The sequence below is a fragment of the Tardiphaga sp. genome, from assembly GCF_028290495.1.
Taxonomy (GTDB): domain Bacteria; phylum Pseudomonadota; class Alphaproteobacteria; order Rhizobiales; family Xanthobacteraceae; genus Tardiphaga.
Genome location: NZ_JAQGJT010000070.1, coordinates 14450 through 36600, shown reverse-complemented (window position 1 = coordinate 36600; position 22151 = coordinate 14450). Strand labels below are relative to the sequence as shown.

The window sequence follows — 22151 nt, the reverse complement described above, 5'->3', positions numbered from 1 at the left end:
TGGAGATCGGCGAGCCGGCCTTGACTGAAAACCAATTGAATATCGACGCGATAGATGTTGGATCCGCTTCCTCGCACCGTGGCGCTGAGGTGGCTGAGATCGTCGCTGATCTCCAGCTCCCTGACGCGTCCTTGGGCCTGATAGGCGACGGCCTTTTCGAACGCCGAACGGCTGAAGAAGGTATAGATCTCCTTCCGCTTCAGTACATCCGAGAGCACGAGTTCCACATCCATGATGGCGAAGCCTTGCTCCATCAGGAGATAACACGCAGACCGGCCTTGTGGCCCGCGTTCACTCCCACTCGATCGTCCCCGGCGGCTTGCTCGTCACATCATACACCACCCGGTTGACGCCCTTGACCTCGTTGATGATCCGCGTCGCGGTCTCGCCCAGAAACTTCATGTCGTAGGGATAGAAGTCGGCGGTCATGCCGTCGGTCGAGGTCACTGCGCGCAGGCCGACGACGAATTCGTAGGTGCGACCGTCGCCCATCACGCCCACGGTCTTGACCGGTAGCAGCACCGCAAACGCCTGCCAGATCTTGTCGTACAGGCCGGCCTTGCGGATCTGGTCGATATAGACCGCATCCGCGTTGCGCAGGATGTCGAGCTTCTCGGCGGTGATCTCGCCGGGACAGCGGATAGCCAGGCCGGGACCCGGGAACGGATGGCGGCCGACAAAAATTTCCGGCAGGCCTAGTTCGCGGCCGAGCACGCGTACCTCGTCCTTGAACAGTTCGCGCAGCGGCTCGACCAGCTTCATCTTCATGAAGTCGGGAAGACCACCGACATTGTGGTGCGACTTGATGGTGACTGAAGGGCCGCCGGTGAACGACACGCTCTCGATCACGTCGGGATACAGCGTACCTTGCGCCAGAAAATCTGCCGATCCTTTACCTAAGGCTGCGATCTTCTTGGCCTCGGCATCGAACACGTCGATGAACAGGCTGCCGATGATCTTGCGCTTCTTCTCGGGGTCGGTGACCCCTTCGAGCTTGCCGAGGAACAGCGCCTCGGCCTCCACATGCACCAGCGGGATATTGTAGTGGTGGCGGAACAGGTCGACGACGGTCTTGCCCTCGTCCTTGCGCAGCATGCCGTGATCGACGAACACGCAAGTGAGCTGGTCGCCGATCGCCTCGTGGATCAGCACGGCAGCCACCGCGGAATCGACGCCGCCGGACAGACCGCAAATCACTTTGCCGGTGCCTACCTGGGCGCGGATCTTCTCGATCGCTTCCTCGCGGAACGCGCGCATGGTCCAGTCGCCGGTCAGGCCCGCGACCTTGCGCACGAAATTGCGGATCAGTTTCGCGCCATCGGGCGTGTGCACGACTTCGGGGTGAAACTGCATCGCGTAAAACTTGCGGACATCATCGGCGATCACCGAGATCGGCGAGCCTGGCGCTTTCGCGACAGCGCGGAAACCTTCCGGCAATTTGGTGACGCGGTCGCCGTGGCTCATCCAGACGTCGTATTTGCCGCCCTTCTCCCAGACGCCGTCGAACAGCGCGCAGTCGTCGGTGATCTCGATCGCGGCGCGGCCGAATTCGCGGTGATGGCCGGCTTCCACGGTGCCGCCGAGCTGCTTGGCCATGGTCTGCTCGCCGTAGCAGATGCCGAGCACCGGCACGCCGGAAGTGAGGATCGACAGCGGCACCGACGGCGCGTCGTGGTCGAGCACCGAGGCCGGTCCGCCGGACAGGATCACGGCCTTGGGCTTCATCTCCGCAAAGGCGGCTTCGGCCTTATTGAAGGGCACGATCTCGGAATAGACGCCCTCCTCGCGCACCCGGCGCGCGATCAGCTGCGTCACCTGCGAGCCGAAATCGACGATCAGAATCTTGTCATGCTCCGCGGCCACATGCGGCGACGGATCGGACTTTGAGGCGGAAATTTTGCTGGAGGCTGTCATAGCGAGGAATTACGCGACTCCCGGCGGGGTCGCAACCCTGAAAAGGCGGCAGATGGCAGCCTTGCACCGCACTATCCCCGTCATTGCGAGGTAAGGGGAAAGCCGTTGGCTTTCCCCTTAGCGAAGCGACGCGGCAATCCAGGGGGCCACAGGCGCAGGCTGGATTGCTTCGTCGCAAGGGTTCCTCGCAATCACGGACGATGGGTCTCAGCCAGCCTTGTTGCGCACCATGACCGAAACGAAGAAGCCGTCGGTGCCGGTGCGCCGCGGGGTCATCAGCAGGCCCTCGGGGCTCTGATATGTCGCCGCGGCAAAGGCCTCGGCCTTGTCCCACAGCACCGAGGTCACCTGCTCCACCGGCACCACCGAGAAATCCGGGTGACGGGAGACGAAGGCGCGGATCTGTTCGTTGTTCTCCTGCGGCAACACCGAGCAGGTGATGTAGGCGATCCGGCCTCCGGCCTTCACCAGGGGCACCGCGCGCTCCAGCACCTCGATCTGGTCCTTGACCCGGACCTCGAGCGCGCCGGGCCGCATCCGCCATTTGGCGTCGGGATTGCGGCGCCAGGTGCCGGTGCCGGTGCACGGCGCGTCGATCACCACCAGATCGGCCGAGGCGTAGATATCGTTCAGCGTATCATCCGGGCCCTTCGGGGTGCGGATATCGCAATTGTGCACGCCCGCGCGCGACAGCCGCTCGTGGATCGGCGCCAGCTGGCGCTTGTCGCTGTCGGTGGCGATCAGCCGGCCCTTGCCCTGCATCATCGCCGCCAGCGCCAGTGTCTTGCCGCCCGCGCCCGCGCAGAGGTCGATCACCTGCTCGCCGGGCTTGGCGCCCGACAAAAGTGCTGCGAGCTGCGAGCCCTCGTCCTGCACCTCGATGGCGCCCTTGATGAAATCTTCCTCGGCATGGATGCCGGGGTTGCGCGCGTCGGCGCCCAGATCGATGCGCAGGCCGAGCGGCGACCAAGGCGTCTCGGTGGCGCCCAGATGCCGGATCGAGCCCAGCACCTTGTCGCGCTTGGCCTTCAGCGTGTTGACGCGCAGGTCGAGCGGCGCGCGGCTGGCCATCGCGGTGGCTTCGGCGACGCGGTCATCCCCGAATACCTTTGCGAGGTAACAGTCGAGCCATTCCGGATAATCGCCGGCGATATGCGCCGGCGCATCATCGGCGGTGCGCGACGACAGAGCGGCGTGCTCGGCGTCCGACAGCGGCTCCGGCGAGAACCGGCCGCCGTCGCACAGGGCGGCGATCGCCTCGACGTCCATCTTGCGCTCTGCCTTGAGCATGCCGAGCACGCGGGCGCGCGGCGTGTCGCTGTCCATGATCCAGGCGCTGGAGGCGCGGCGGCGCAGCACATCCCACACCAGGCCGGAAATCCCGGCGCGATCACCCGAGCCGGCGTAGCGGTGCGCGGTGCCCCACTCCTTCAGCGCTTTCGCGGCGGGCACGCGCTGGGTGTCGATGGCCTCGATCAGTTCGATCGCAGCGGAGAGTTTGGCGGCGGGAGTCATGGCAGTCTTTCAGCAAGGGAAATGCAGGAAAATGGAGGGCGCGCGCCCGTAGCGTTGTCGAGCGAAGTGGATACCGGTTCGCGTTCAGAAAACGCGTCAAGACAACAAGCTCAGATCAGCAGAAGCATGCGCAGGGCGAAGTAGAACCACATCGCCAGCAGTACCAGAGCGCCGGCCAGCCACGCCTGAGAGCGGCTGTTGCCGGCGATATAAATACCGGCGTGGAGGAAACGCGTCACGACGAAAACCCAGGACAGGCAGACCAGCGCCAGATCGATCTTGCGCAGCGGCAGGCCTATCGCGATCAGCGTGTAGAACAACAGATCGAGCTGCGAGGCGTGGTTCGTGGCGTCAGCAGCGTCGCTGCGCGCAACCGCGTCGCGCCGTCCGGTCCAAAAGAACAGCCCGAGCGTCAGAAACACCAGCACGAACACCGGCAGTAGCACCATTTGAACTGTCATCGAGATTTCTCCTGCGGGGCCGGGCCTACGCTATAGACCCCGCCCCGCCCCATGACAATTGAAGCGCGCCGGACACCGCTATTCGTCCCCGTTTTCGCGGGACGAATAGCGGGCTCAAACTTTGTCAGGCCCGACGCGGACCAGCTGCTTGCCGAAATTCTTGCCTTTGAGCAGACCGATGAAAGCCTCCGGCGCGCTGTCGAGGCCTTCGGTAACGAATTCGCGGTACTTCACCCGGCCGTCGCGCACCCACAGCGACATGTCGCGCAGGAAATCGCCGCGGCGGCTGGCGAAATCGCGAACGATGAAGCCGCGCAGCGTCAGGCGCTTGGTGAGGATGTTGCGCAGCATCTTGCCGGCCCATGGTGGCGAGGCGTCCGCCGTGTCGTTGTATTGCGCAATCAGCCCGCACACCGGCACGCGCGCGAAATCATTGAGCAGCGGAAACACCGCGTCGAACACCGCGCCGCCGACATTCTCGAAATACACGTCGATGCCGTTCGGGCACGCCGCCTTCAGCTTCGCGGCAAAATCCGGATCACGGTGATCGATGCAGTCGTCGAAGCCGAGTTCGTTCTTCACGTAGTCGCATTTGTCCTTGCCGCCGGCGATGCCAACCGCGCGTGCGCCCTTGATCATCGCGATCTGCCCGACCGCCGAGCCGACGGCACCTGACGCCGCGGCAACCACGACGGTCTCGCCGGCCTTCGGCTGGCCAATATCTAGCAGGCCCGTATAGGCCGTCATTCCGGGCATGCCGAGAATGCCCACCGCGGTGGAGATCGGGCCGAGCGCCGCATCGATCTTGCGCAGCATCTTGCCATCGACCACCGCGTGGCTCTGCCAGCCGGAATGCGCCAGCACGATGTCGCCCTTGGCGAAATCAGGCGAGTTCGACGACAGCACCTCGTTGACCGTGCCGCCTTCCATGACGCCGTCGATCGGCACCGGCGCCGAATAAGACGGCCCCTCGCTCATGCGGCCGCGCATGTAGGGATCGAGCGACAGCCAGATCGTGCGCAGCAGCACCTCGCCTTCGCCGGGCGAAGGCATCGCGAAATCCTCGAAGCGAAAATCCGATGGCTTCGGTTCACCATGCGGGCGGGCGGCGAGAACGATGCGCTTGGGTGATGCAGTCATGATGGTTTCCCCGGATGTTTCTCGTTGAACGTTTGATGGGCCGACACAAAAATGCGGCGCGCGAAGGTCGCGCGCCGCATGCTCGTCGTCAATATCGGATCAGGCCGTGATCTTCGCGAGCACCTTGTCAAAAGCCTCGGCTGCGCTCGGCAGGTCCTTGAACGCCAGCCCGCCATCGGCCGACTGCTTCTGTGCGACGGTCGCGGTCGGGCGGATTTCCGCGACTGGCTTGCCTCCGTCGAGCATGGTCAGAGGCGCGATGACCTGAAACTCATGCTCTTCGACCTGCTGGTCCTTGAGCAGGAACACGCTGAGCGAAACGATATCCTTGCCACGGCGATAGGAGATGTAGCGATCGATCGCCACCGAGCCGTCGCGCTGCATGCCGCCGAGCTTGGCGTAGCCCTTGGCATCGAGCAGCTTGTGCGACTTGAAACCCTTGACGCCAACCGAGGCCGCTTTCGCGGTCTCCTCCGAGAGGTCGTATTTCTCGGCCATTGCCTTGCCGACCACGGCGAGTTCGCCCGCCATGTCGTGTTCGAACTGCTTGTTTTCGCTGCGCGGCATGCCGGCCTTGCGCGGCTTGTTGGCCTGGCGCTTTTCAAGCTCGGCGGTGCACTGCGCGATGACTTCGGCGACGTCCTTGCGCTCGGCGTTGGCCAGCAGATTCTTCAGATCCGGGGTGGAAAGCGCGGCGACGCGCTCGTTCGTCCAATCGACCATGATATTCAACGTTCTCTTCTGACGATCGCGAGAGGGTTCTCGAAATACCACGCCACACGCCCCGTCTGACGCAGTGGGGCGATCGGCTGCGCCAGTGGCAGCACGCGTGACACGGGAACAATAGCGCGTTTTCGCTCTATTGTGGGGCTATCTTTGGGCAGAAGGCCTGGAGCCCCCTCCGTTCCGATAAATCGGAACGGAGGCTCTAGCTTATTGTTTTAATGCGCTTTCTAACGCGAACCCGCAGCCGCTCCGTTCGAGATCGCTTTAGTTGCCGCCGGGGTAATTCGGGCTTTCGCGGGTGATCGTCACGTCATGGACGTGGCTTTCGCGCAGTCCGGCGCTGGTGATACGGACGAATTCCGCCTTGTCGTGGAACTCGGTGAGGTTCTTGGCGCCGACATAACCCATCGCGGCACGCAAGCCACCGGCGAGCTGGTGCATGACGTTGCCGACCGGGCCCTTGTAGGCGACCTGGCCCTCGACGCCTTCCGGCACCAGCTTCAGCGAGTCCTTGATGTCCTGCTGGAAGTAGCGATCGGCCGAACCGCGCGCCATCGCGCCAACCGAGCCCATGCCGCGGTAGGCCTTGTAGGACCGGCCCTGCCACAGGAACACTTCGCCGGGCGTCTCGTCGGTGCCTGCCAGCAAGGAGCCGACCATCGCGATGTCGGCGCCGGCTGCCAGCGCCTTGGCGAGATCGCCGGAGAACTTGATGCCGCCATCGGCGATCACCGGGATGTTGTGCTTCTTGGCGGCTTCCACGGCATCCATGATCGCGGTGAGCTGCGGCACGCCGACGCCGGCCACCATGCGGGTGGTGCAGATCGAGCCCGGACCAATGCCGACCTTGATCGCATCCGCGCCGGCATCGATCAGCGCCTGGGCGCCTTCGGTGGTGGCGATGTTGCCGGCGATCACCTGCACGGCGTTGGAGATCCGCTTGATGCGGGCGACGGCTTCCAGCACGCGCGACGAATGACCATGCGCGGTATCGACGACGATAATATCTACGCCGGCATCGATCAACCGCTCGGTGCGCTCGAAACCGCCCTCGCCCACAGTGGTCGCGGCGGCGACGCGCAGCCGACCCTGAGAATCCTTGGACGCCAGCGGATGCGCGACTGCGTGCTCCATGTCCTTGACGGTGATCAGGCCTACGCAGCGGTACTGGTCATCGACCACCAGCAGCTTCTCGATGCGATGCTGGTGCAGCATGCTCTTGGCTTCGTCCTGGCTGACGCCCTCGCGAACCGTGACCAGGTTCTCATGCGTCATCAGTTCCGAAATCTTCTGCTTCGGGTCCTTGGCGAAGCGCACGTCGCGGTTGGTCAAGATGCCGACCAGCTTGCCGGGGACGCCCTTGCTGGCGCCGGTCACCACGGGAATGCCGGAGAAGCCGTGCTCGGTCATCAGCGCCAGCGCGTCGGCGAGCATCGCGTCAGGGCCGATGGTCAGCGGATTGACCACCATGCCGGATTCATACTTCTTTACCTGCCGCACCTGCGCAGCCTGGCCTTCAACGTCGAAATTGCGGTGGATCACGCCGAGACCGCCGGCCTGCGCCATCGCGATCGCCATGCGGGCTTCGGTGACGGTATCCATCGCCGAGGCGATGATCGGGATATTCAGCGGAATGGCGCGGGTCGCAAACGAGCGGATGTCGGCGTCGGAAGGCAGGATGTCCGACAGGCCGGGCTTCAGCAGCACGTCGTCGAACGTAAACGCTTCGCGAATTTTGTGAATAACCGCCATCGCCAACTCCATTCAGCGGCGAATTCGCCGCGCTAAAATACCTTGGGATGAGCCAATTGGCCGCCGATGCGATGCATCGTCGTCGAATCGAAGCCCATCGGGAGGGTTGGCGGTGGTCGATAGCATGGAGCGCCTGCGATTCAAAGCGTTTGGCTGCCATGCGCCGGGATTGCACAGGATTTTGACGGGCTACCCTGCCCTGCCGTTCACGCAGCCGTTAGACACCATGCGGCCTCGGCCAATGGCCGTGGCGGCGGCGGGATGTTAAAGCGCCGCGAAGCCCCACCGGAAGAATCGCAAGAATTCTCATGAACAAAGAACGCCTGATCCCGCTGATCGTCGCCTCCGCATTGTTCATGGAAAACATGGACTCCACGGTGATCGCGACCTCGCTGCCGGCGATCGCGGCCGACATCGGCACCAGCCCGCTGACGCTGAAACTGGCGATAACTTCCTATCTTTTGTCGCTGGCGGTGTTCATTCCAGCAAGCGGCTGGACCGCCGACCGGTTTGGCGCGCGCGCAGTGTTTTCGACGGCGATAGCGGTGTTCATGGTCGGCTCGATCGGCTGCGCGCTTTCACAGACGGTGACGCACTTCGTGATCGCGCGCATCATCCAGGGCATCGGCGGGGCGATGATGACACCGGTCGGCCGCCTGGTGCTGCTGCGCTCCATCGACAAGAGCGCGCTGGTCAATGCGATGGCGTGGATGACCATGCCGGCCCTGATCGGCCCGGTGATCGGCCCGCCGCTCGGCGGCTTCATCACCACCTATTTCTCCTGGCACTGGATCTTCCTGATCAACATCCCGATCGGCTGCCTCGGCATCTATCTGGCGCAGCGCTACATCGATCCGATCCGCAGTGACGACCCTGAGCGTTTCGACCTGTGGGGCCTGATCCTGGCCGGGGTCGGCCTTGCGGGCATCGCCTTCGGCGCCTCAGTCGCAGGCCTCGGCCTGTTGCCGTGGCCGATCGTCGTGGGCCTCGTCGGCATCGGCGTGGCGGCGATGACGCTCTATGTGTTCCACGCCCGTCGCACCTCGTCGCCGGTACTGGATTTCACGCTGCTGCGGCTGGCGACCCTGCGCGCCGCGATCATCGGCGGCTTCCTGTTCCGGCTGGGCATCGGCGCGCTGCCGTTCCTGTTGCCGCTGCTGATGCAGGTTGGTTTCGGGCTGTCGCCGTTCCGCTCCGGCCTGGTGACGTTTGGCTCGGCGGTCGGCGCGATGGGTATGAAGGCGCTGGCGGCGAAGGTCATCCGCACCTTCGGTTTCCGCAACGTGCTGACCGTGAATGCCGTGGTCAGCTCGGTGTTCCTCGCCGCCTGCGCGCTGTTCACGGTGACGACGCCGCTGACGCTGATCCTGATCATTCTGGTGGTCGGCGGCTTCTTCCGCTCACTGGAATTCACCGCCATCAACACCGTGGCCTATGCCGAGGTGGAGCCGAACCAGATGAGCCGCGCCACCACATTGGTGAGCGTCAACCAGCAGCTGGCGATCTCCGCCGGCGTCGCGGTCGGTGCGGCCTGCGTGGAATCCAGCATGGTGCTGAACAAGATGTCCCAGCTCTCCGCCGACGATTTCGCGCCGGCCTTCCTCGTGGTGTCACTGCTGTCGGCGGCGTCGGCGTATTTCTTCTGGCAGATGCCCGACGACGCCGGCCACGAAATTTCCGGCCGCAAGGTCATCGCCATCGCCAGCCGCAAGGGTGTCGAGAAAGCCGCCGCCAAGGCCGCCTCCGAAGGCACCGAAGAAGCGCGCGATCAGAAGCTGGGGTGACCTTAGCGCGCCGGTCGTTGCGTCCTCAGAGGTGATCCGACAGTGCCTGCGCCATGTTCGCCAGCATCGGCCCCCATTTCGTGACCAGCATTTCCGAAGTCATGGCGAAAGTGGTGGTCACGCAGTTGACCGACATCCGGGTGCGTCCGTCGCGGGACACCAGCGGCGCGGCGATGCCGCGAATATTGCGACGCCACGTGTTGTCAACAAAGCAAAAGCCCTTTTCGGCGACGTCGGCCACGGCCTGCTCGATCCCGGCTGCGGCGCTGTCCCAGTCATCCGGGCGATGCCGCGCCAACGAGGCGAGAAGCGTGGTTCGCGCTACTGGTTCGAGGGCGGCGATGTAGGCGCGTCCGGTCGCGGTCCGCGCCATGTCGACGGCGGAGCCCACGCTGAAAAAATACGGCATCACCTCGCCGGTACAGCGATCGAGATAGATCATGTTCGGGGCATCCGGCCACGCCAGCGATACGGTGCACCCGCTGGCCGTCGCGAGCCGCTGCAACTGCTCGTGCGCCATCGGCAGGATTTTCATATTGCTCAATAGAGAGAAACCCAGCGTCAGGACGCGCGGCCTCAATTGATACTTGCCCCGCACCGGCTCGTAATCGAGATAGCCCGCGTCCACGAGCGCCCGCGTCAGCCGCGACACCGTGGGTTTCGGAAGCCCCGTGGCGGCTGCGATATCGGCATTCCCCAGAACGTCCCGGTCGGGCCCGAATGCCTGCAGCACTTCGAGGCCACGCAGCAGCGCGCCACTCGGACTGCTGGCATCGCCCTCTATCGCTCCATCTTCCGGCTTGGCCCGTCTTCCCGACATCATTCCTACCTTCGACCCGACTCCCCGATCTTCATACAGGGGATTCGCCGGGAGCCCCCGATTGACGATCAAGAAAGCTTAAGTTAGTTTCATTATACGGAATAGTTGGACCATATAATGAAAAATACCAGTGGCGCCTTGGCGGGCCTTAAAGTCATTGACCTCTCCCGGGTGCTCGCGGGCCCGTTCTGCACGCAAATCCTGGGCGACCACGGCGCCGAGGTGATCAAGATCGAGCCGCCGAACGGCGACGAGACCCGCAGCTGGGGGCCGTTCAGCCCCGAAGGCAGCGCCTATTACAGCGGGATCAACCGCAACAAGCACCACGCCTCAGTGGATCTTTCAAAGCAGGAAGGCCGCGCGTTGCTACTGCGTCTGCTGGAAGGCGCCGACGTGCTGATCCATAATTTCAAGGTCGGCACGCTGGAGCGCTGGGGCCTCGGCTATGAGGACGTGCTGTCCGGCAGGTTTCCGAAGCTCATCTATTGCCATATCACCGGCTTCGGCGACGACGGTCCGCTCGGCGGCCTGCCCGGCTACGACTCGGTGGTTCAGGCGATTACTGGCTGCATGAGCGTGAACGGCAGCCCGAACTCCGGCCCCACCCGCGTCGGCATGTCGATCGTCGATATCGGCACTGGCATGAACGCACTCGCGGCCATCCTGTTGGCGGCACTGGAGCGAGAGCGATCCGGCCTCGGCCAGAAGCTCGACGTCAGCCTGTACGATTGCGCACTGACCTACCTGCATCCGCATGCCGCAGGATATCTGCAGACCGGCGCGGTCCCGGCGCGTAGCGGCAACCAGCATCCCAGCATCGCGCCCTACGAAGAGTTTGCCACCCGGACCGGACCGATGTTTCTCGGCGTAGGCAACGACGGCCAGTTCATCGCCGTGTGCAAATTCCTCGCATGCACCGAGCTCTCCGCCGATCCGCGGTTTGCAACCAACGCCTTGCGCGTGCAGCACCGCGATGCCCTGCACGACCTGCTTCAGGTCGTCCTGAACGAACAGGATGCGGAAGAGCTCAGCACGCGGCTGCTGCGGAGCGGAATTCCGGCGAGTGCGATCAAGGACGTTCCCGACGTGCTCGCCGCGCCGCATACGATCCACCGCAAAATGATTCTTGAGGACGGCGACTACAAGGCGCTGGGCATCCCGATCAAGCTGTCGCGGACGCCGGGCGCGCTTCGGTCGCTGCCGAAACCGCTGGGCTCCGACAGCCGCGATGTCTGCCGCGCCGCGGGGCTGTCCGATGCCGAGATCGACCGGATGGTCGCGGAACGGATCGTGTTCGAAAAGCCCGGGCGCTAGCCGCAAGCCCAACCGATCGCAGTCATCGGGACCATCGGTCCCGGCTCCATTTCACAAAAACAAGCCGAGGAAATCATGAACATCAGTCGTCGTGCCGTCATGGCAGCCGGACTTGGACTTCTCGCCACACCCAAGCTGGCGCGCGCCCAGACGTTTCCCGTCCGGCCCTTGAAGATGGTGGTGCCTTTTGCCGCGGGGGGCCCGACCGACTTCATCATTCGTCTGCTGGTCGATCCACTGGCCGGTAACCTCGGACAGTCGGTGGTGGTCGAGAACCGCGCGGGCGCGGCCGGCAATCTCGGCGCCGTCGCGGTCGCCCAGGGCGACGCTGACGGATACACCATGCTGCACAGCACGGTGGCGATGCTGGCGGTAAACCCGATTCTATACCCCGCCCCCTCCTTCAATCCGATGCGCGACTTCAACACCATCGCTACGACGGCATCGCTACCAAACGTGCTGGTCGTCAATCCGAAGGTAACCGACGTGTCGTCAGTGGCGGACCTGATCACCTTCGCCAAGAGCAAGCCGGGCGGCCTCACCTACGCAACCTTCGGTGCAGGCTCTTCGCCGCATATTCTCGGCGCCATGTTCCAGAAACTGACGGGGATCGAGGCGGTGCCGGTGCCTTACCGCGGCAGCGCTCCCGCCCTGACCGACGTCATAGGCGGCCGCGTCGACATGCTGTTTGACAGCATCACGACCAGCACCGAACAGATCAACGCCGGCACCGTCCGTGCGCTGGCCGTGACTTCCGCCGAGCGCGTGTCACAACAACCCAACGTACCGACCATGAAGGAAGCAGGCTTCGCCGGTTTCGACCTCACCTTCTGGTTCTCGGTGCAGGTCCCGGCGGCAACGCCAGAAGCAACGGTCGCCCGCCTGCAATCGGCACTTTACGACACGATGGCGCAGCAGAGCTTCGCCGATGCGCTGCAACTGCGTGGCGCGGAGCGCCTTGTCGTTCCCCGGGCGGAATTGAAGGACTACGTCGCGCGCGAGAGCGAACGCTGGACTCGCGTCGCAAATGAGATCGGGCTGAAGCCACTCTGATAGGCAAAGCCGCCCCGCCGAGACACCCAGGAGAAATCATGTCCGACCCCATCGTCCAATACGACGTCATCGATCGCATCGCACGGATTACGCTCACGCGCCCTCCCGTCAATGCGTTGAGCCTGGACATGATCCGCGCCGTCGTCGCAGCCTTCCAGCGGGCTGCGGCGGACAAGACGGCGCGGGCCGTCGTGCTGTCGAGCGCGATCGCACGGCGTTTTTCGGCGGGACTCGATCTCGATATCTTGCTGGGCAAGCCCGGCGAGGAAATCCGCGAATTCCTGCAAGAGCTCTACATCAATCTGTATGACGCCCAGTACAATCTGGGTAAGCCCTCGATCGCCGCCGTCGGCGGCGCCGCGCGGGGCGGAGGCATGACCATGGCCGTGTCTTGCGACGTCGTTCTTGCCGGCGTGAGCGCCACCTTCGGCTACCCGGAAATCGATGTCGGGGTGCTGCCGGCGATCCACTTCGCCCATCTGCCACGCATCATCGGTCGGCACCGTGCCTTCGAGCTGCTCTTCACGGGCCGCACCTTCGATGCTGCGGAAGCGCACGCGCTGGGGATCGTGACGCGCGTCTTGCCGGATGCCGAGCTCGATGCCGCGGCCATGTCGATGGCCGCCGTGTTCGCCGCCAAGTCCGAAACCGTGATGCGGATGGGACGGGCGTCGTTCATGCGCCAGATCGATCTGGACTACCGGCGCAGCATTGCCAATGCCGTCGAGGATTTCTGCAACGTCGCGGTGACCGACGCCGCCCAGGAAGGGCTCAGAGCGTTCGTCGAAAAGCGCACGCCGAACTGGAACGAAGCGCCGAAATAACCGGCGCCGCGCCTGATCGATATCTCGCCAGGAAGGCGCGGCGTGCTGCGCTATTCCTCGCCCTGCCCGACGCGCTTTTCGCCGGCCACGCCGCGGAATCCCATCGCCAGCACGTAGCGCTCGGAGGAATCCTTGCGGCTTGAGGCCGGCTTGACGTGCTTCACGGTCGTGAAGTCGCGCTTCAGCTGCGTCATCAAGGTGGCGTCGGCGCCGCTCTGGAACACTTTGGCCACAAAAGTACCGCCGGGCTTCAGCACGTCGGCGGCAAATGCCGCGGCGTCCTCGACCAGACCGACAATGCGCAGCTGGTCGGTCTTGCGGTGGCCGGTGGTGTTGGCGGCCATGTCGGACAAAACGACGTCGGCCTTGCCGCCCATCATCTCGCGCAATTTGGCCGGCGCATCGTCTTGCAGAAAATCGAGCTGCGCGAAGGTCACGCCATCGATCTCCGGCATCTCCAGGAGATCGATGGCGATCACCTTGGCCTTGCCCTGTGCGGAACCGGTGCGCTTGGCGGCGATCTGGCTCCAGCCGCCCGGCGCCGCGCCGAGATCGATCACCGAAATCCCCGGCTTGAGAAAGCGGTATTTATCGTCGATTTCGATCAGCTTGTAGGCCGCGCGCGAACGCAGGCCGTCGCGTTTGGCCTGCTGCACATAGGGGTCGTTGAGCTGGCGTTCGAGCCAGAGCTTGGACGAATGTTTCAGCCTGCCGGCGCTTTTGACGGTGACGTGCAGCCGTCCGGTGGTGTCTTTGGCCATATTGTGGTGCTTGCTTTCGGGTTCGCGCGTTCTCTAGCACACCGGGCCAGAAAAGCCGCATCCGATCAGCCGCCCCCGATCAGGCCGTCCTCGCGCATCATTTCGACCAGCATACCCTCGCGCAGGCCGCGATCCGCGACCCGCAGCCGCGGCAGCGGGAACACGTGGCGGATCGCGTCCAGAATGGCGCAGCCGGCCAGCACCAGATCGGCGCGTTCCGGGCCGATGCACTGGTTGGCGGCGCGCTCCTCGAAGCTCATCGACAGCAGCTTGGCGATGGTGGCGTCGAGGTCGTCATGGCCGAGCCAGACGCCGTCGATGCGGCGGCGGTCATAGCGCGGCAGATGTAGGTGCACGCCGGCCAGCGTCGTGACCGTGCCCGAAGTGCCCAGCAGGTGCATGCCGTCGAGGTCGCCGCCATGCTCGATCGCAAACGGCGCGACGTGCTGGGCGACGTCTTTCACCATCAGCGCATAGGATTCCTTGGTGACGTGCTCGCCGCCGAATTTCTCCGCCAGCGTCACCACGCCGAGCGGGATCGACATCCACGCCCTGATTTCGGGCTTGGCATCTGGATCGGCGGGATCTCGCGCGATCCGAACCAACTCGCTGGAGCCGCCGCCGATATCGAACAGGATCGCACCGCGGCCTTTAGGATCGAGCAACGGCGAACAACCAATCACCGCCAACGCGGCCTCGGTCTCACGGTCGATGATCTCCAGCGTGATGCCGGCGTCGCGTGCCACCTGCGCCAGAAAGTCGTCCGCATTCGACGCGGCACGGCAGGCTTCGGTCGCGATCAGCCGCAGCCGCTGCGCGCCGCGCAACTGGATCTTGTCCCGGCAGATGCTTAGTGCGGCGACGGCACGTGCGATCGCCGCCTCGCTGATCACACCGGAGGTAGACACGCCCTCTCCCAAGCGGATGATCCGGGAAAACGAATCGATCACGCGAAAGCTGTCGCCGGCGGGCTGAGCAATCAGCAGCCGGCAGTTATTGGTGCCGAGATCAAGCGCGGCATAGACGCTGGAGCTGGCGTCCCGGCCGTCGGCGGCCATTCCGCCCGATCGCTGCACAGCCAATCCCTGCGCAGGCCCGCGCGGCGCAAAGCCGTCACGAAGCCGCGTGTCATCCGTCATTCAATCTGCTTTCCGCGACCGCGCCGGTCGACATGGAAATATCCATTCACGGAAAGTTTAGCAGGGCGCGAAAGCAGCGCAACCGCCGCACAGCCCCATGCCCAATCATACATTGTGGCGGGGGGGTCCCTGCTCTATCTGAAAAGCTCCGTTGGGCCGCCAAACCGGGCGAAACCACGCGAAAAACGAAATTTGATGGATTTGGCAATGCAAGATCATACCGGCGCACCCATCGACAACGCCATGGCCATGCAGAAATACGGGGTCGGCCAGCCGGTGCGCCGCAAGGAAGACGACTCTTTGGTCCGCGGCAAGGGCCAATATACCGACGATATCAACCTGCCCGGCCAGCTCCATGCGTGGATCGTGCGCAGCCCGCATGCTCACGGCAACATCCGCGGCATCGACACCACCGCCGCCAAAGCGATGCCCGGCGTGCACGGCGTCTGGACCGGCAAGGATCTGGAAGCGGCCAATTACGGCCCGTTCACCTGCGGCCTGCCGCTGAAGAACCGCGACGGCTCCGCCCTGCTGCAGACCAACCGCAACGCGCTGATGAGCGACAAGGTCCGCTTCGTCGGCGATCCCGTCGCTTTCGTGGTCGCCGATACCGTGGCGCAGGCGCGTGACGCCGCCGAGGCCGTCGAAGTCGACATCGAGCCGCTGCCCGCCGTGACCGACTGCGAAGCAGCCACCCGGCCCGGCGCGCCTGTCCTGTGGGATCACATCCCAAACAATGTCGCGCTGGATTATCATTACGGCGACGCCGGCAAGGTCGAAGCCGCCTTTGCCGCCGCAGCGCATGTAACGAAACTCGACATCACCAATACCCGCGTCGCCGTGGTGTCGATGGAGCCGCGCGGCGCGCTGGCATCCTACGACAAGTCCGGTGAACGTCACATCATCCAGGTCGCAACCCAGGGCGTCGCCGGCAACCGCAACGCGCTGGCCAAGCTGCTCAACGTCGCGCCCGACAAGGTGCGGATCCTGACCGGCAATGTCGGCGGCTCGTTCGGCATGAAGAACATCAGCTACCCCGAATATATCTGCCTGTTGCATGCCGCGAAGGAACTGGGCAAGCCCGTGAAATGGCTCGAGGAGCGCTCCTCGAGCTTCCTGTCCGACAGCCAGGGCCGCTCACAAGACATCCACGCCGAGCTGGCGCTCGATCGCGACGGCAAGTTTCTCGCCGTGCGGCTGAAGGGCTACGGCAATCTTGGCGCCTATATCAGCGGCGTCGCTCCGGGTCCGCTATCGCTCAATACCGCGAAGAACCTTGCCAGCGTCTACAAGACACCGCTGCTGTCGGTCGACATCAAGTGCGTGCTGACCAACATGACCTTGATGGGCGCCTATCGCGGTGCCGGACGGCCGGAAGCGAACTACTATATGGAGCGCCTGATCGACCGCGCGGCCGAAGAGATGGGTATCGACCGCCTCGCTTTGCGCAAGCGCAATTTCGTCAAGTCGTCGCAGATGCCCTATGCGGCGGCCTCCGGCGTCACCTATGACAGCGGCGATTTCGGCGGCGTGTTCGCCAAGGCGCTGGAAATGTCCGATCACGCGGGCTTCGCCAAGCGCAAGAAGGACAGCCGCAAGGCCGGAAAGCTGCGCGGCATCGCGGTCGGCTGTTATCTCGAAGTGACGGCGCCGCCGTCCGGCGAGCTTGGCAAGGTCGTGTTCAACGCCGACGGCACGGTGACGCTCACTACCGGCACGCTGGATTACGGCCAAGGTCATGCCACGCCGTTCGCGCAGGTGCTATCAGCGCAGCTCGGCGTACCGTTCGAGGCGATCCGGCTCGAACAGGGCGACAGCGATCTCGTCCGCATGGGCAACGGCACCGGCGGCTCGCGCTCGATCACCGCCTCCGGCCAAGCCATCGTCGAGGCCTCCGATCTCATTGTCGCCAAGGGTAAGGCGGCGGCGGCGCATCTGATGGAAGCTTCGGAGGCCGACATCGAATTCAAGGCCGGCCGCTTCACCATCGCCGGCACCGACCGCAGCATCGACATCATGGAGTTGTCGAAGCGGCTGCGCGATGGAAAGCAGCCCGACGGCGTGCCGTCGTCGCTCGACGTCGACCACACCGGCTCTGACGTGCCCTCGACCTTCCCGAACGGCTGCCACGTCGCCGAAGTCGAGATCGAGCCGGACACCGGCGTCATCAAGATCGTCGGCTATACCGGGATCAGCGACTTCGGCACCATCGTCAATCCGATGATCGTCGCTGGCCAGTTGCATGGCGGCGTAGCTCAAGGCATCGGCCAGGCGTTGATGGAAGAAGTCAGCTACGACGAGTCCGGCCAGCCGATCACCGGCTCGTTCATGGACTATGCGCTTCCGCGCGCCGGCGACATTCCGACCATGAAGACCGGCGACCATCCCTCGCCGGCAAAGTCCAATCCGCTCGGCACCAAGGGCTGCGGCGAAGCCGGCTGCGCCGGCAGCCTCGCCACCGTCGTCAATGCGGTGATCGACGCGCTCAGCGATTACGGCGTGACCCAGATGGACATGCCGATGACCTCCGAGCGCATCTGGCGCGCGATCCAGGACGGCAAGAAGAAAGCGGCGTAAGCGCCGTCGCATGTCCCGGAGGCGCTGCAGTGCGTAGCGCTGCTGCGCAGAGCCGGGACCATTTCAAACTGCATTGCCCGCAACGACCCCGGCTCTGCGAAACAACACTTCGTGTTGCGTCGCATCCGGGGAACCAGAGAGGGATGCGTCGACCCCCCTACAGCAAACCCAATTCCCGCAGCTCACGCCGCATCGGCTCGGGCATCGCCTCAATGGAGGCGGCGGCGCGGCCGAGGTCCGGCGGCGCATCAGACATCGCGAGATAGCGCCAGCCCTGAAACGGGCGCAGCGGGCGCGGCGACACCGAAAACACCTTCGGCTGCATCCGCAGCCGGCAGCGGTTGATGCCGGAGCTGTCGCGAAACGGCTCGATCGCGACGAGCTTCTGGCGCACCGCGATCTCGCCCTTGATGACCCAGTAGATCGAACCGCCGTCGAGCAGTTCGGCGTCGCGCTTGGGCACCATCCGGGTGACGTGGGTATGGTGCAACGGCGCGCCGCTCTGCTTCGCCACGGCGAGGCGTTCGGCGACCCAGCCTTTGAACTCCTTGATCGATTCACAACCGACGGCGAGCTTGATGAGATTCAGCGACATGTGTCCGAAATGGTCATTGGCGGCGGGATGACAAGCCTCAGTTATCGGCCGCGGCCGGCGGCGGCGCAAGCTGCACGGGGGCGGTCTGCACCGGTGCGCTTTGCACGGGACGCGGCGCCTTCGGCGCGGCAGGCTTCTTCGGCGCGGCAGCCTGGGCGTTGGCGGCCGAGGGCTGTGAACGAGTCGCATTGAGCGGCGGCTCGGGCGTCATGATGTTGACCGGCGGGATCGAGGCTGCGGTCGGGAAATCCGCAGTGGTCGGCTTGCCGGTCGGCACCGACGGCGGCAGGCCGAGGGGGCCGGAAGCCGCCATCGCTGAAGGCTGCGGCATGTTCCAGCCGGGCGCGTAACGCGTGATCAGGTTGTCATAGGTTCGCTGCTCCATATGGGCGGAGATCGCGTCGTGGTTGGTGAGCGAGGCATAGGCCGGGCACGCTCCAATCTGGCAGCTGTCACGGGTCAGCAAGACGTAGCCGACCAGCCCAAAGCGATCGCGCTCGATCGAGCGGCGCAGCGACGCCAGTTCGGGGCTCATCACATTGTTGGCCGCAGCGACGTCGCCATAGGACACCAACCGGTTGAGGCGGGCCGCCGCATAGGAAACCGCCGCGGCAGCATTCTCCGCCGAACCGAACAATACCTTTTCGCAAGCCGTCAGCACGGTCTCACCGGCGAGTTCGTCGAGACAGGACAACGCCGGCAGCGATGCGACGACCGGCGCAGACGCGCTGCCGCCGGCGACCTGCGTCCCCTGCCCGCCAGGCGTGTAGCTGAGGACCGTCGCCGCAGCCGCAACGGCGATGGCCAGCAAGGTGATGACCGTCAGCGCGCCGTTGGCGACGGATTTTTCCGCGCGCAGCAACGTGATCAGCACGATCAGGCCGAAGAAACCGGCAGCAGCCAGCGACAGCCCCATCGGAAAGCTCGGCGAGCGCCAGATTTGTTCGAGCGAAGCCCAGGCAAAGTTCATCGAGTGTCCCCGCTCGTAACCTATTCAGTGTGGCTGCCATGAGCCCGCAATATGCTGATGTTATGGCAGGGCCCGCACTCAGTCCTGCTCAAAGCGCTCGATCACCAGCGTCTCGGCCAACCCTTGTTCCGTCCATTGCCGGAATGCGGGATTCGCCTGCATCGTCTCGACATAGGTGCTCGCAGCCGGCGTCAGTTCGATCGCATAAGTCAAAAACCGGTGCACCACCGGCGCATACATCGCATCCGCTGCCGAGAATTCGCCGAACAGATACGGCCCGATCTGGCCGTAGCGCGTGCGGCACTCGGCCCAGATATCTTGAATGCGCGCAATGTTGGCTTTCGCGTCATTGGATAGCGGCTTCGCCCTGACCGGCCGGTGCAGATTCATGCCGCATTCGTTGCGCAGCGCCATGAAGCCGGAATGCATCTCTGCCGAGATCGAGCGCGCATGCGCGCGGCTGGCGCGGTCCGCGGGCCACAGCTTCGCATCCGGAAAACGCTCGGCGGCATATTCGATGATCGCCAGCGAATCCCACACCGCGACGTCGCCATCCATGAGGGCGGGCACCTTGCCGGACGGGGTGAAGCCGAGAATGCGCTGCTTGTCCTCCGCATCGGTATAGAGCGGGATCATCACCTCCTCGAAAGCGATACCGCAGCCCTTCAGCGCGATCCACGGCCGCATCGACCACGACGAATAGTTCTTGTTACCGATCACCAGCGTCAACGTCATCTGCCACTCCCCTGCGGCCGCAAGGTGCCACGCATGCAGCGCTGCAATCAAGTCGCCCGCACCGGCTGGTTGCCGCGACTCTGCATGCGTGACAAAATCGAAACTTCTCCAATGGGTGTGGCATGATCGATTATTCCTGGATTGATGTGGTGGCCGTCGGGTTTTTCATTCTCGAATGGACGACCTATGCGATCACGCTGGAGCATACCGCCTATGGCCGCGACAGCCTGTCGGCGCGGATGAACGTCTACCGCGAGGTCTGGATCCGCCGCATGTTGGAACGCGAGGCGCGCATCGTCGACACCCACATCATGACCTCGCTGCAGAACGGCACCGCGTGGTTCGCCTCAACCACGCTGATCGCGATCGGCGGATCGCTGGCGCTGCTGCGCGCCACCAACGAGGTGATGCCGATGCTGCAAAGCCTGCCGATCGGCTTCAGCGCCGCGCCCGCAATGTGGGAAATCAAGTGCATCGGCCTCGTGCTGATCTTCGTCTATGCGTTCTTCAAATTCGCCTGGTCGTACCGGCTGTTCAACTATGTCGCGATCCTGATCGGCGCGACGCCGCCGGCTGCCGAGCGCGACACGCCGGAGGCCGAGGCCCATGTGATGCGCACCACCCAACTGTTCGGCGCGGCCGCGCGGCATTTCAACCGCGGCCAGCGCGCGTTCTTCTTCGCGCTCGGTTATCTCGGCTGGTTCGTCAGCCCGTGGGTGTTCCTGGTCTCCACCGCCGCGGTGGTGATCGTGACCTGGCGCCGGCAGTTCGCCTCCAACGCCTGGCGCGCCATGGCGCCGTCCTAAAGCGTCAGCCGGCGAAATCCTGCGGCGTGAAGACGAGATCGAGCACCTGCCATTCCGGATATTTGTCGGCCGGCAACATCCCATAAGGCTGGCACGCCTGCAGCGCCTTGATCGCCGCCTGCATCAGCAGCGGCCCCTTCATCGACGCGCTGGCCTCAATCAGCGTCGGCGCCGACTTTAACCGGCCATCCGGTGCGAAGAAGGCGCGCAGCACGATCCGCACCTTGTCGGTGCGCGCGACCTCGCCTGGCAAAGCCGAGCAGGATCGCAGATGCCGGCGGAACGCATTGATATCCAGCGCATCGATATCGGCCGCGGCGGTTGCCAGCGAGCCGCCATTGCCGTCCGGCAGGCCAAGCTGCACGCCGTATTTGACCGTGATATCCGGCTCTGCCACCGGCGGCGGGGGCGCTTCCGGCGCGGGCTGAAGCGCCGCCTGTTGCTGCGCTGGCGGCGGTGTGGGCGGCTGGCTCGCGGGCTGTACGGATGCCGGCGGAGCAGCCGGCGACGGAACCGCGGCCGCAGTCGGTGGAGCCGCCTGCTGCGCGGCTTGCGGCGGCGTCTGCGGCGGTGGTTGCTTCTGAGCCTCGGGCTGAGCCTTCTTGTCGTCGAGCGTCGGCTTGTCCAGATCGGGCAGCCTGAATTCCGGTTTCGGCGGCTGCGGCTTCGGTGGCTCAGATGCGGGCGGTGGCACTTCCGCGGCCTTCTCGATCGCCGCGACCTGCTGCGGCGTCACCACATCGACGGCGATATTCTCCGTCACCGACGGATCGAACGGCCGCGCGTCGGCGAAATAGACGCCCACCGCCAGAGCGAGATGGCCTATCACCGAAACAATGATGGCCGCGCGGATGAGATGTCGTGGTTCCATGACGATCGAAGGGGCTCTTCAACGCAAACGCAGGTGTTACCCGAGCATAACGCCGACCACCGCATTGTACCACGCCTTGCGCGCGCCGGACCGATACGGCAAGGCATGTGGATGTCCGAACCTCAGTCCCCCGATTCCCCGACCATCGCTTCCTCGCTGGAAGATTCCATTCTCGACGTGCTGTCGCGCGGCAGCGGCACGCTGAGCGCGCCGGAAATCGCGCACGCGATCACGCCCGAGGGCGACTGGCATTCCCTGCTGATGCCGATCCGCCGCGCTGCGGTGCAGCTGGCGCTGGCCGGCCGGCTGGTGATCTACCGCAAGGGCAAGCCGGCCGATCCCAATGATTTCCGCGGCGTCTATCGCCTCGGCCTGCCGCGGCAAGACTGATCAA

At 64.5% G+C, this 22151-nt stretch carries 21 protein-coding genes; 7 read left to right on the top strand and 14 right to left on the bottom strand.

The genetic code is table 11. The features are described 5' to 3' along the window. The 7 genes from JWQ24_RS13255 to guaB all read right to left on the bottom strand — a co-directional run. A partial coding sequence (locus tag JWQ24_RS13255) for a hypothetical protein (RefSeq protein ID WP_299808460.1) occupies positions 1-233 on the bottom strand: 233 nt, incomplete at its 3' end. A 58-nt stretch (positions 234-291) separates the two neighbouring features. Next, positions 292-1914 carry a glutamine-hydrolyzing GMP synthase gene (gene guaA / locus JWQ24_RS13250; RefSeq protein WP_299808457.1) on the bottom strand — a complete coding sequence of 541 codons (1623 nt, stop codon included), beginning with the start codon at positions 1912-1914 and terminating at the stop codon, positions 292-294. Between the two features lie 207 nt (positions 1915-2121). Further along, complete coding sequence (locus JWQ24_RS13245) at positions 2122-3429, bottom strand: RsmB/NOP family class I SAM-dependent RNA methyltransferase (protein WP_299808454.1); 1308 nt, start codon at positions 3427-3429, stop codon at positions 2122-2124. Between the two features lie 110 nt (positions 3430-3539). Next, entirely contained in the window at positions 3540-3890 is a 351-nt protein-coding gene (locus tag JWQ24_RS13240; protein WP_299808450.1) for an MAPEG family protein, read from the bottom strand. 114 nt (positions 3891-4004) lie between these two features. Next, positions 4005-5030 (bottom strand): NADP-dependent oxidoreductase, encoded by a 1026-nt coding sequence (locus JWQ24_RS13235; protein ID WP_299808447.1) that lies wholly within the window; start codon positions 5028-5030, stop codon positions 4005-4007. A 99-nt stretch (positions 5031-5129) separates the two neighbouring features. After that, positions 5130-5753 carry a hypothetical protein gene (locus JWQ24_RS13230; RefSeq protein WP_299808471.1) on the bottom strand — a complete coding sequence of 208 codons (624 nt, stop codon included), beginning with the start codon at positions 5751-5753 and terminating at the stop codon, positions 5130-5132. A gap of 267 nt (positions 5754-6020) precedes the next feature. Then, positions 6021-7508, bottom strand: a complete 1488-nt coding sequence (guaB, locus tag JWQ24_RS13225; protein WP_299808444.1) for an IMP dehydrogenase — start codon at positions 7506-7508, stop codon at positions 6021-6023. A gap of 308 nt (positions 7509-7816) precedes the next feature. Here guaB and JWQ24_RS13220 point away from each other — a divergent pair, with 308 nt between their 5' ends. After that, the gene (locus JWQ24_RS13220) at positions 7817-9292 is read left to right on the top strand and encodes an MFS transporter (protein ID WP_299808442.1); all 1476 of its coding nucleotides are present in this window, start codon (positions 7817-7819) and stop codon (positions 9290-9292) included. Positions 9293-9317: 25 nt separating this feature from the next. Here JWQ24_RS13220 and JWQ24_RS13215 read toward each other — a convergent pair whose 3' ends face one another. Next, complete coding sequence (locus JWQ24_RS13215; protein WP_299808440.1) at positions 9318-10184, bottom strand: IclR family transcriptional regulator; 867 nt, start codon at positions 10182-10184, stop codon at positions 9318-9320. Positions 10185-10229: 45 nt separating this feature from the next. On the opposite strand from JWQ24_RS13215, the gene JWQ24_RS13210 reads away from it, so the two are divergent. The 3 genes from JWQ24_RS13210 (at position 10230) to JWQ24_RS13200 (ending at position 13303) form a co-directional block, all read left to right on the top strand. Next, a complete protein-coding gene (locus JWQ24_RS13210) occupies positions 10230-11426 on the top strand; it encodes a CaiB/BaiF CoA-transferase family protein (RefSeq protein WP_299808437.1) in 1197 nt (398 codons plus the stop codon). 75 nt (positions 11427-11501) lie between these two features. Next, positions 11502-12479, top strand: coding sequence for a tripartite tricarboxylate transporter substrate binding protein (locus JWQ24_RS13205; RefSeq protein WP_299808434.1), 978 nt, complete (start codon positions 11502-11504; stop codon positions 12477-12479). A gap of 38 nt (positions 12480-12517) precedes the next feature. After that, positions 12518-13303 (top strand): enoyl-CoA hydratase/isomerase family protein, encoded by a 786-nt coding sequence (locus JWQ24_RS13200; RefSeq protein ID WP_299808431.1) that lies wholly within the window; start codon positions 12518-12520, stop codon positions 13301-13303. Between the two features lie 50 nt (positions 13304-13353). Here JWQ24_RS13200 and JWQ24_RS13195 read toward each other — a convergent pair whose 3' ends face one another. Continuing rightward, a complete protein-coding gene (locus tag JWQ24_RS13195) occupies positions 13354-14064 on the bottom strand; it encodes an RlmE family RNA methyltransferase (RefSeq protein WP_299808429.1) in 711 nt (236 codons plus the stop codon). A gap of 65 nt (positions 14065-14129) precedes the next feature. Continuing rightward, positions 14130-15203 (bottom strand): Ppx/GppA phosphatase family protein, encoded by a 1074-nt coding sequence (locus JWQ24_RS13190; protein ID WP_299808427.1) that lies wholly within the window; start codon positions 15201-15203, stop codon positions 14130-14132. A gap of 207 nt (positions 15204-15410) precedes the next feature. On the opposite strand from JWQ24_RS13190, the gene JWQ24_RS13185 reads away from it, so the two are divergent. Next, entirely contained in the window at positions 15411-17780 is a 2370-nt protein-coding gene (locus JWQ24_RS13185; RefSeq protein ID WP_299808426.1) for a xanthine dehydrogenase family protein molybdopterin-binding subunit, read from the top strand. A 157-nt stretch (positions 17781-17937) separates the two neighbouring features. On the opposite strand, the gene JWQ24_RS13180 is transcribed toward JWQ24_RS13185, so the two are convergent. The 3 genes from JWQ24_RS13180 to JWQ24_RS13170 all read right to left on the bottom strand — a co-directional run bounded on the left by JWQ24_RS13180 (position 17938) and on the right by JWQ24_RS13170 (position 20080). After that, positions 17938-18375, bottom strand: a complete 438-nt coding sequence (locus JWQ24_RS13180; RefSeq protein WP_299808424.1) for a DUF1489 domain-containing protein — start codon at positions 18373-18375, stop codon at positions 17938-17940. A 37-nt stretch (positions 18376-18412) separates the two neighbouring features. Beyond that, positions 18413-19345: a hypothetical protein gene (locus JWQ24_RS13175; protein ID WP_299808422.1), complete on the bottom strand. Its 933-nt coding sequence runs from the start codon at positions 19343-19345 to the stop codon at positions 18413-18415. A gap of 78 nt (positions 19346-19423) precedes the next feature. Beyond that, positions 19424-20080 (bottom strand): glutathione S-transferase family protein, encoded by a 657-nt coding sequence (locus JWQ24_RS13170; RefSeq protein ID WP_299808419.1) that lies wholly within the window; start codon positions 20078-20080, stop codon positions 19424-19426. Positions 20081-20205: 125 nt separating this feature from the next. On the opposite strand from JWQ24_RS13170, the gene JWQ24_RS13165 reads away from it, so the two are divergent. After that, entirely contained in the window at positions 20206-20886 is a 681-nt protein-coding gene (locus JWQ24_RS13165) for a DUF599 family protein (protein WP_299808469.1), read from the top strand. Positions 20887-20890: 4 nt separating this feature from the next. Here the strand turns inward: JWQ24_RS13165 and JWQ24_RS13160 are convergent, their stop codons facing one another. After that, the gene (locus tag JWQ24_RS13160; protein ID WP_299808417.1) at positions 20891-21757 is read right to left on the bottom strand and encodes a hypothetical protein; all 867 of its coding nucleotides are present in this window, start codon (positions 21755-21757) and stop codon (positions 20891-20893) included. Between the two features lie 105 nt (positions 21758-21862). Between JWQ24_RS13160 and JWQ24_RS13155 the strand changes: the two genes are divergently transcribed. Then, a complete protein-coding gene (locus JWQ24_RS13155) occupies positions 21863-22147 on the top strand; it encodes a DUF3253 domain-containing protein (protein ID WP_299808414.1) in 285 nt (94 codons plus the stop codon). Positions 22148-22151: the final 4 nt, after the last annotated feature.

Excerpts from the sequence above, each read along its gene's own strand:
- guaA (WP_299808457.1), bottom strand. The coding sequence starts at position 1,914 with ATGACAGCCTCCAGCAAAATTTCCGCCTCAAAGTCCGATCCGTCGCCG.
- JWQ24_RS13245 (WP_299808454.1), bottom strand. The coding sequence starts at position 3,429 with ATGACTCCCGCCGCCAAACTCTCCGCTGCGATCGAACTGATCGAGGCC.
- JWQ24_RS13240 (WP_299808450.1), bottom strand. The coding sequence starts at position 3,890 with ATGACAGTTCAAATGGTGCTACTGCCGGTGTTCGTGCTGGTGTTTCTG.
- JWQ24_RS13235 (WP_299808447.1), bottom strand. The coding sequence starts at position 5,030 with ATGACTGCATCACCCAAGCGCATCGTTCTCGCCGCCCGCCCGCATGGT.
- JWQ24_RS13230 (WP_299808471.1), bottom strand. The coding sequence starts at position 5,753 with ATGGTCGATTGGACGAACGAGCGCGTCGCCGCGCTTTCCACCCCGGAT.
- guaB (WP_299808444.1), bottom strand. The coding sequence starts at position 7,508 with ATGGCGGTTATTCACAAAATTCGCGAAGCGTTTACGTTCGACGACGTG.
- JWQ24_RS13220 (WP_299808442.1), top strand. The coding sequence starts at position 7,817 with ATGAACAAAGAACGCCTGATCCCGCTGATCGTCGCCTCCGCATTGTTC.
- JWQ24_RS13210 (WP_299808437.1), top strand. The coding sequence starts at position 10,230 with ATGAAAAATACCAGTGGCGCCTTGGCGGGCCTTAAAGTCATTGACCTC.
- JWQ24_RS13205 (WP_299808434.1), top strand. The coding sequence starts at position 11,502 with ATGAACATCAGTCGTCGTGCCGTCATGGCAGCCGGACTTGGACTTCTC.
- JWQ24_RS13200 (WP_299808431.1), top strand. The coding sequence starts at position 12,518 with ATGTCCGACCCCATCGTCCAATACGACGTCATCGATCGCATCGCACGG.
- JWQ24_RS13195 (WP_299808429.1), bottom strand. The coding sequence starts at position 14,064 with ATGGCCAAAGACACCACCGGACGGCTGCACGTCACCGTCAAAAGCGCC.
- JWQ24_RS13190 (WP_299808427.1), bottom strand. The coding sequence starts at position 15,203 with ATGACGGATGACACGCGGCTTCGTGACGGCTTTGCGCCGCGCGGGCCT.
- JWQ24_RS13185 (WP_299808426.1), top strand. The coding sequence starts at position 15,411 with ATGCAAGATCATACCGGCGCACCCATCGACAACGCCATGGCCATGCAG.
- JWQ24_RS13180 (WP_299808424.1), bottom strand. The coding sequence starts at position 18,375 with ATGTCGCTGAATCTCATCAAGCTCGCCGTCGGTTGTGAATCGATCAAG.
- JWQ24_RS13175 (WP_299808422.1), bottom strand. The coding sequence starts at position 19,345 with ATGAACTTTGCCTGGGCTTCGCTCGAACAAATCTGGCGCTCGCCGAGC.
- JWQ24_RS13170 (WP_299808419.1), bottom strand. The coding sequence starts at position 20,080 with ATGACGTTGACGCTGGTGATCGGTAACAAGAACTATTCGTCGTGGTCG.
- JWQ24_RS13160 (WP_299808417.1), bottom strand. The coding sequence starts at position 21,757 with ATGGAACCACGACATCTCATCCGCGCGGCCATCATTGTTTCGGTGATA.
- JWQ24_RS13155 (WP_299808414.1), top strand. The coding sequence starts at position 21,863 with ATGTGGATGTCCGAACCTCAGTCCCCCGATTCCCCGACCATCGCTTCC.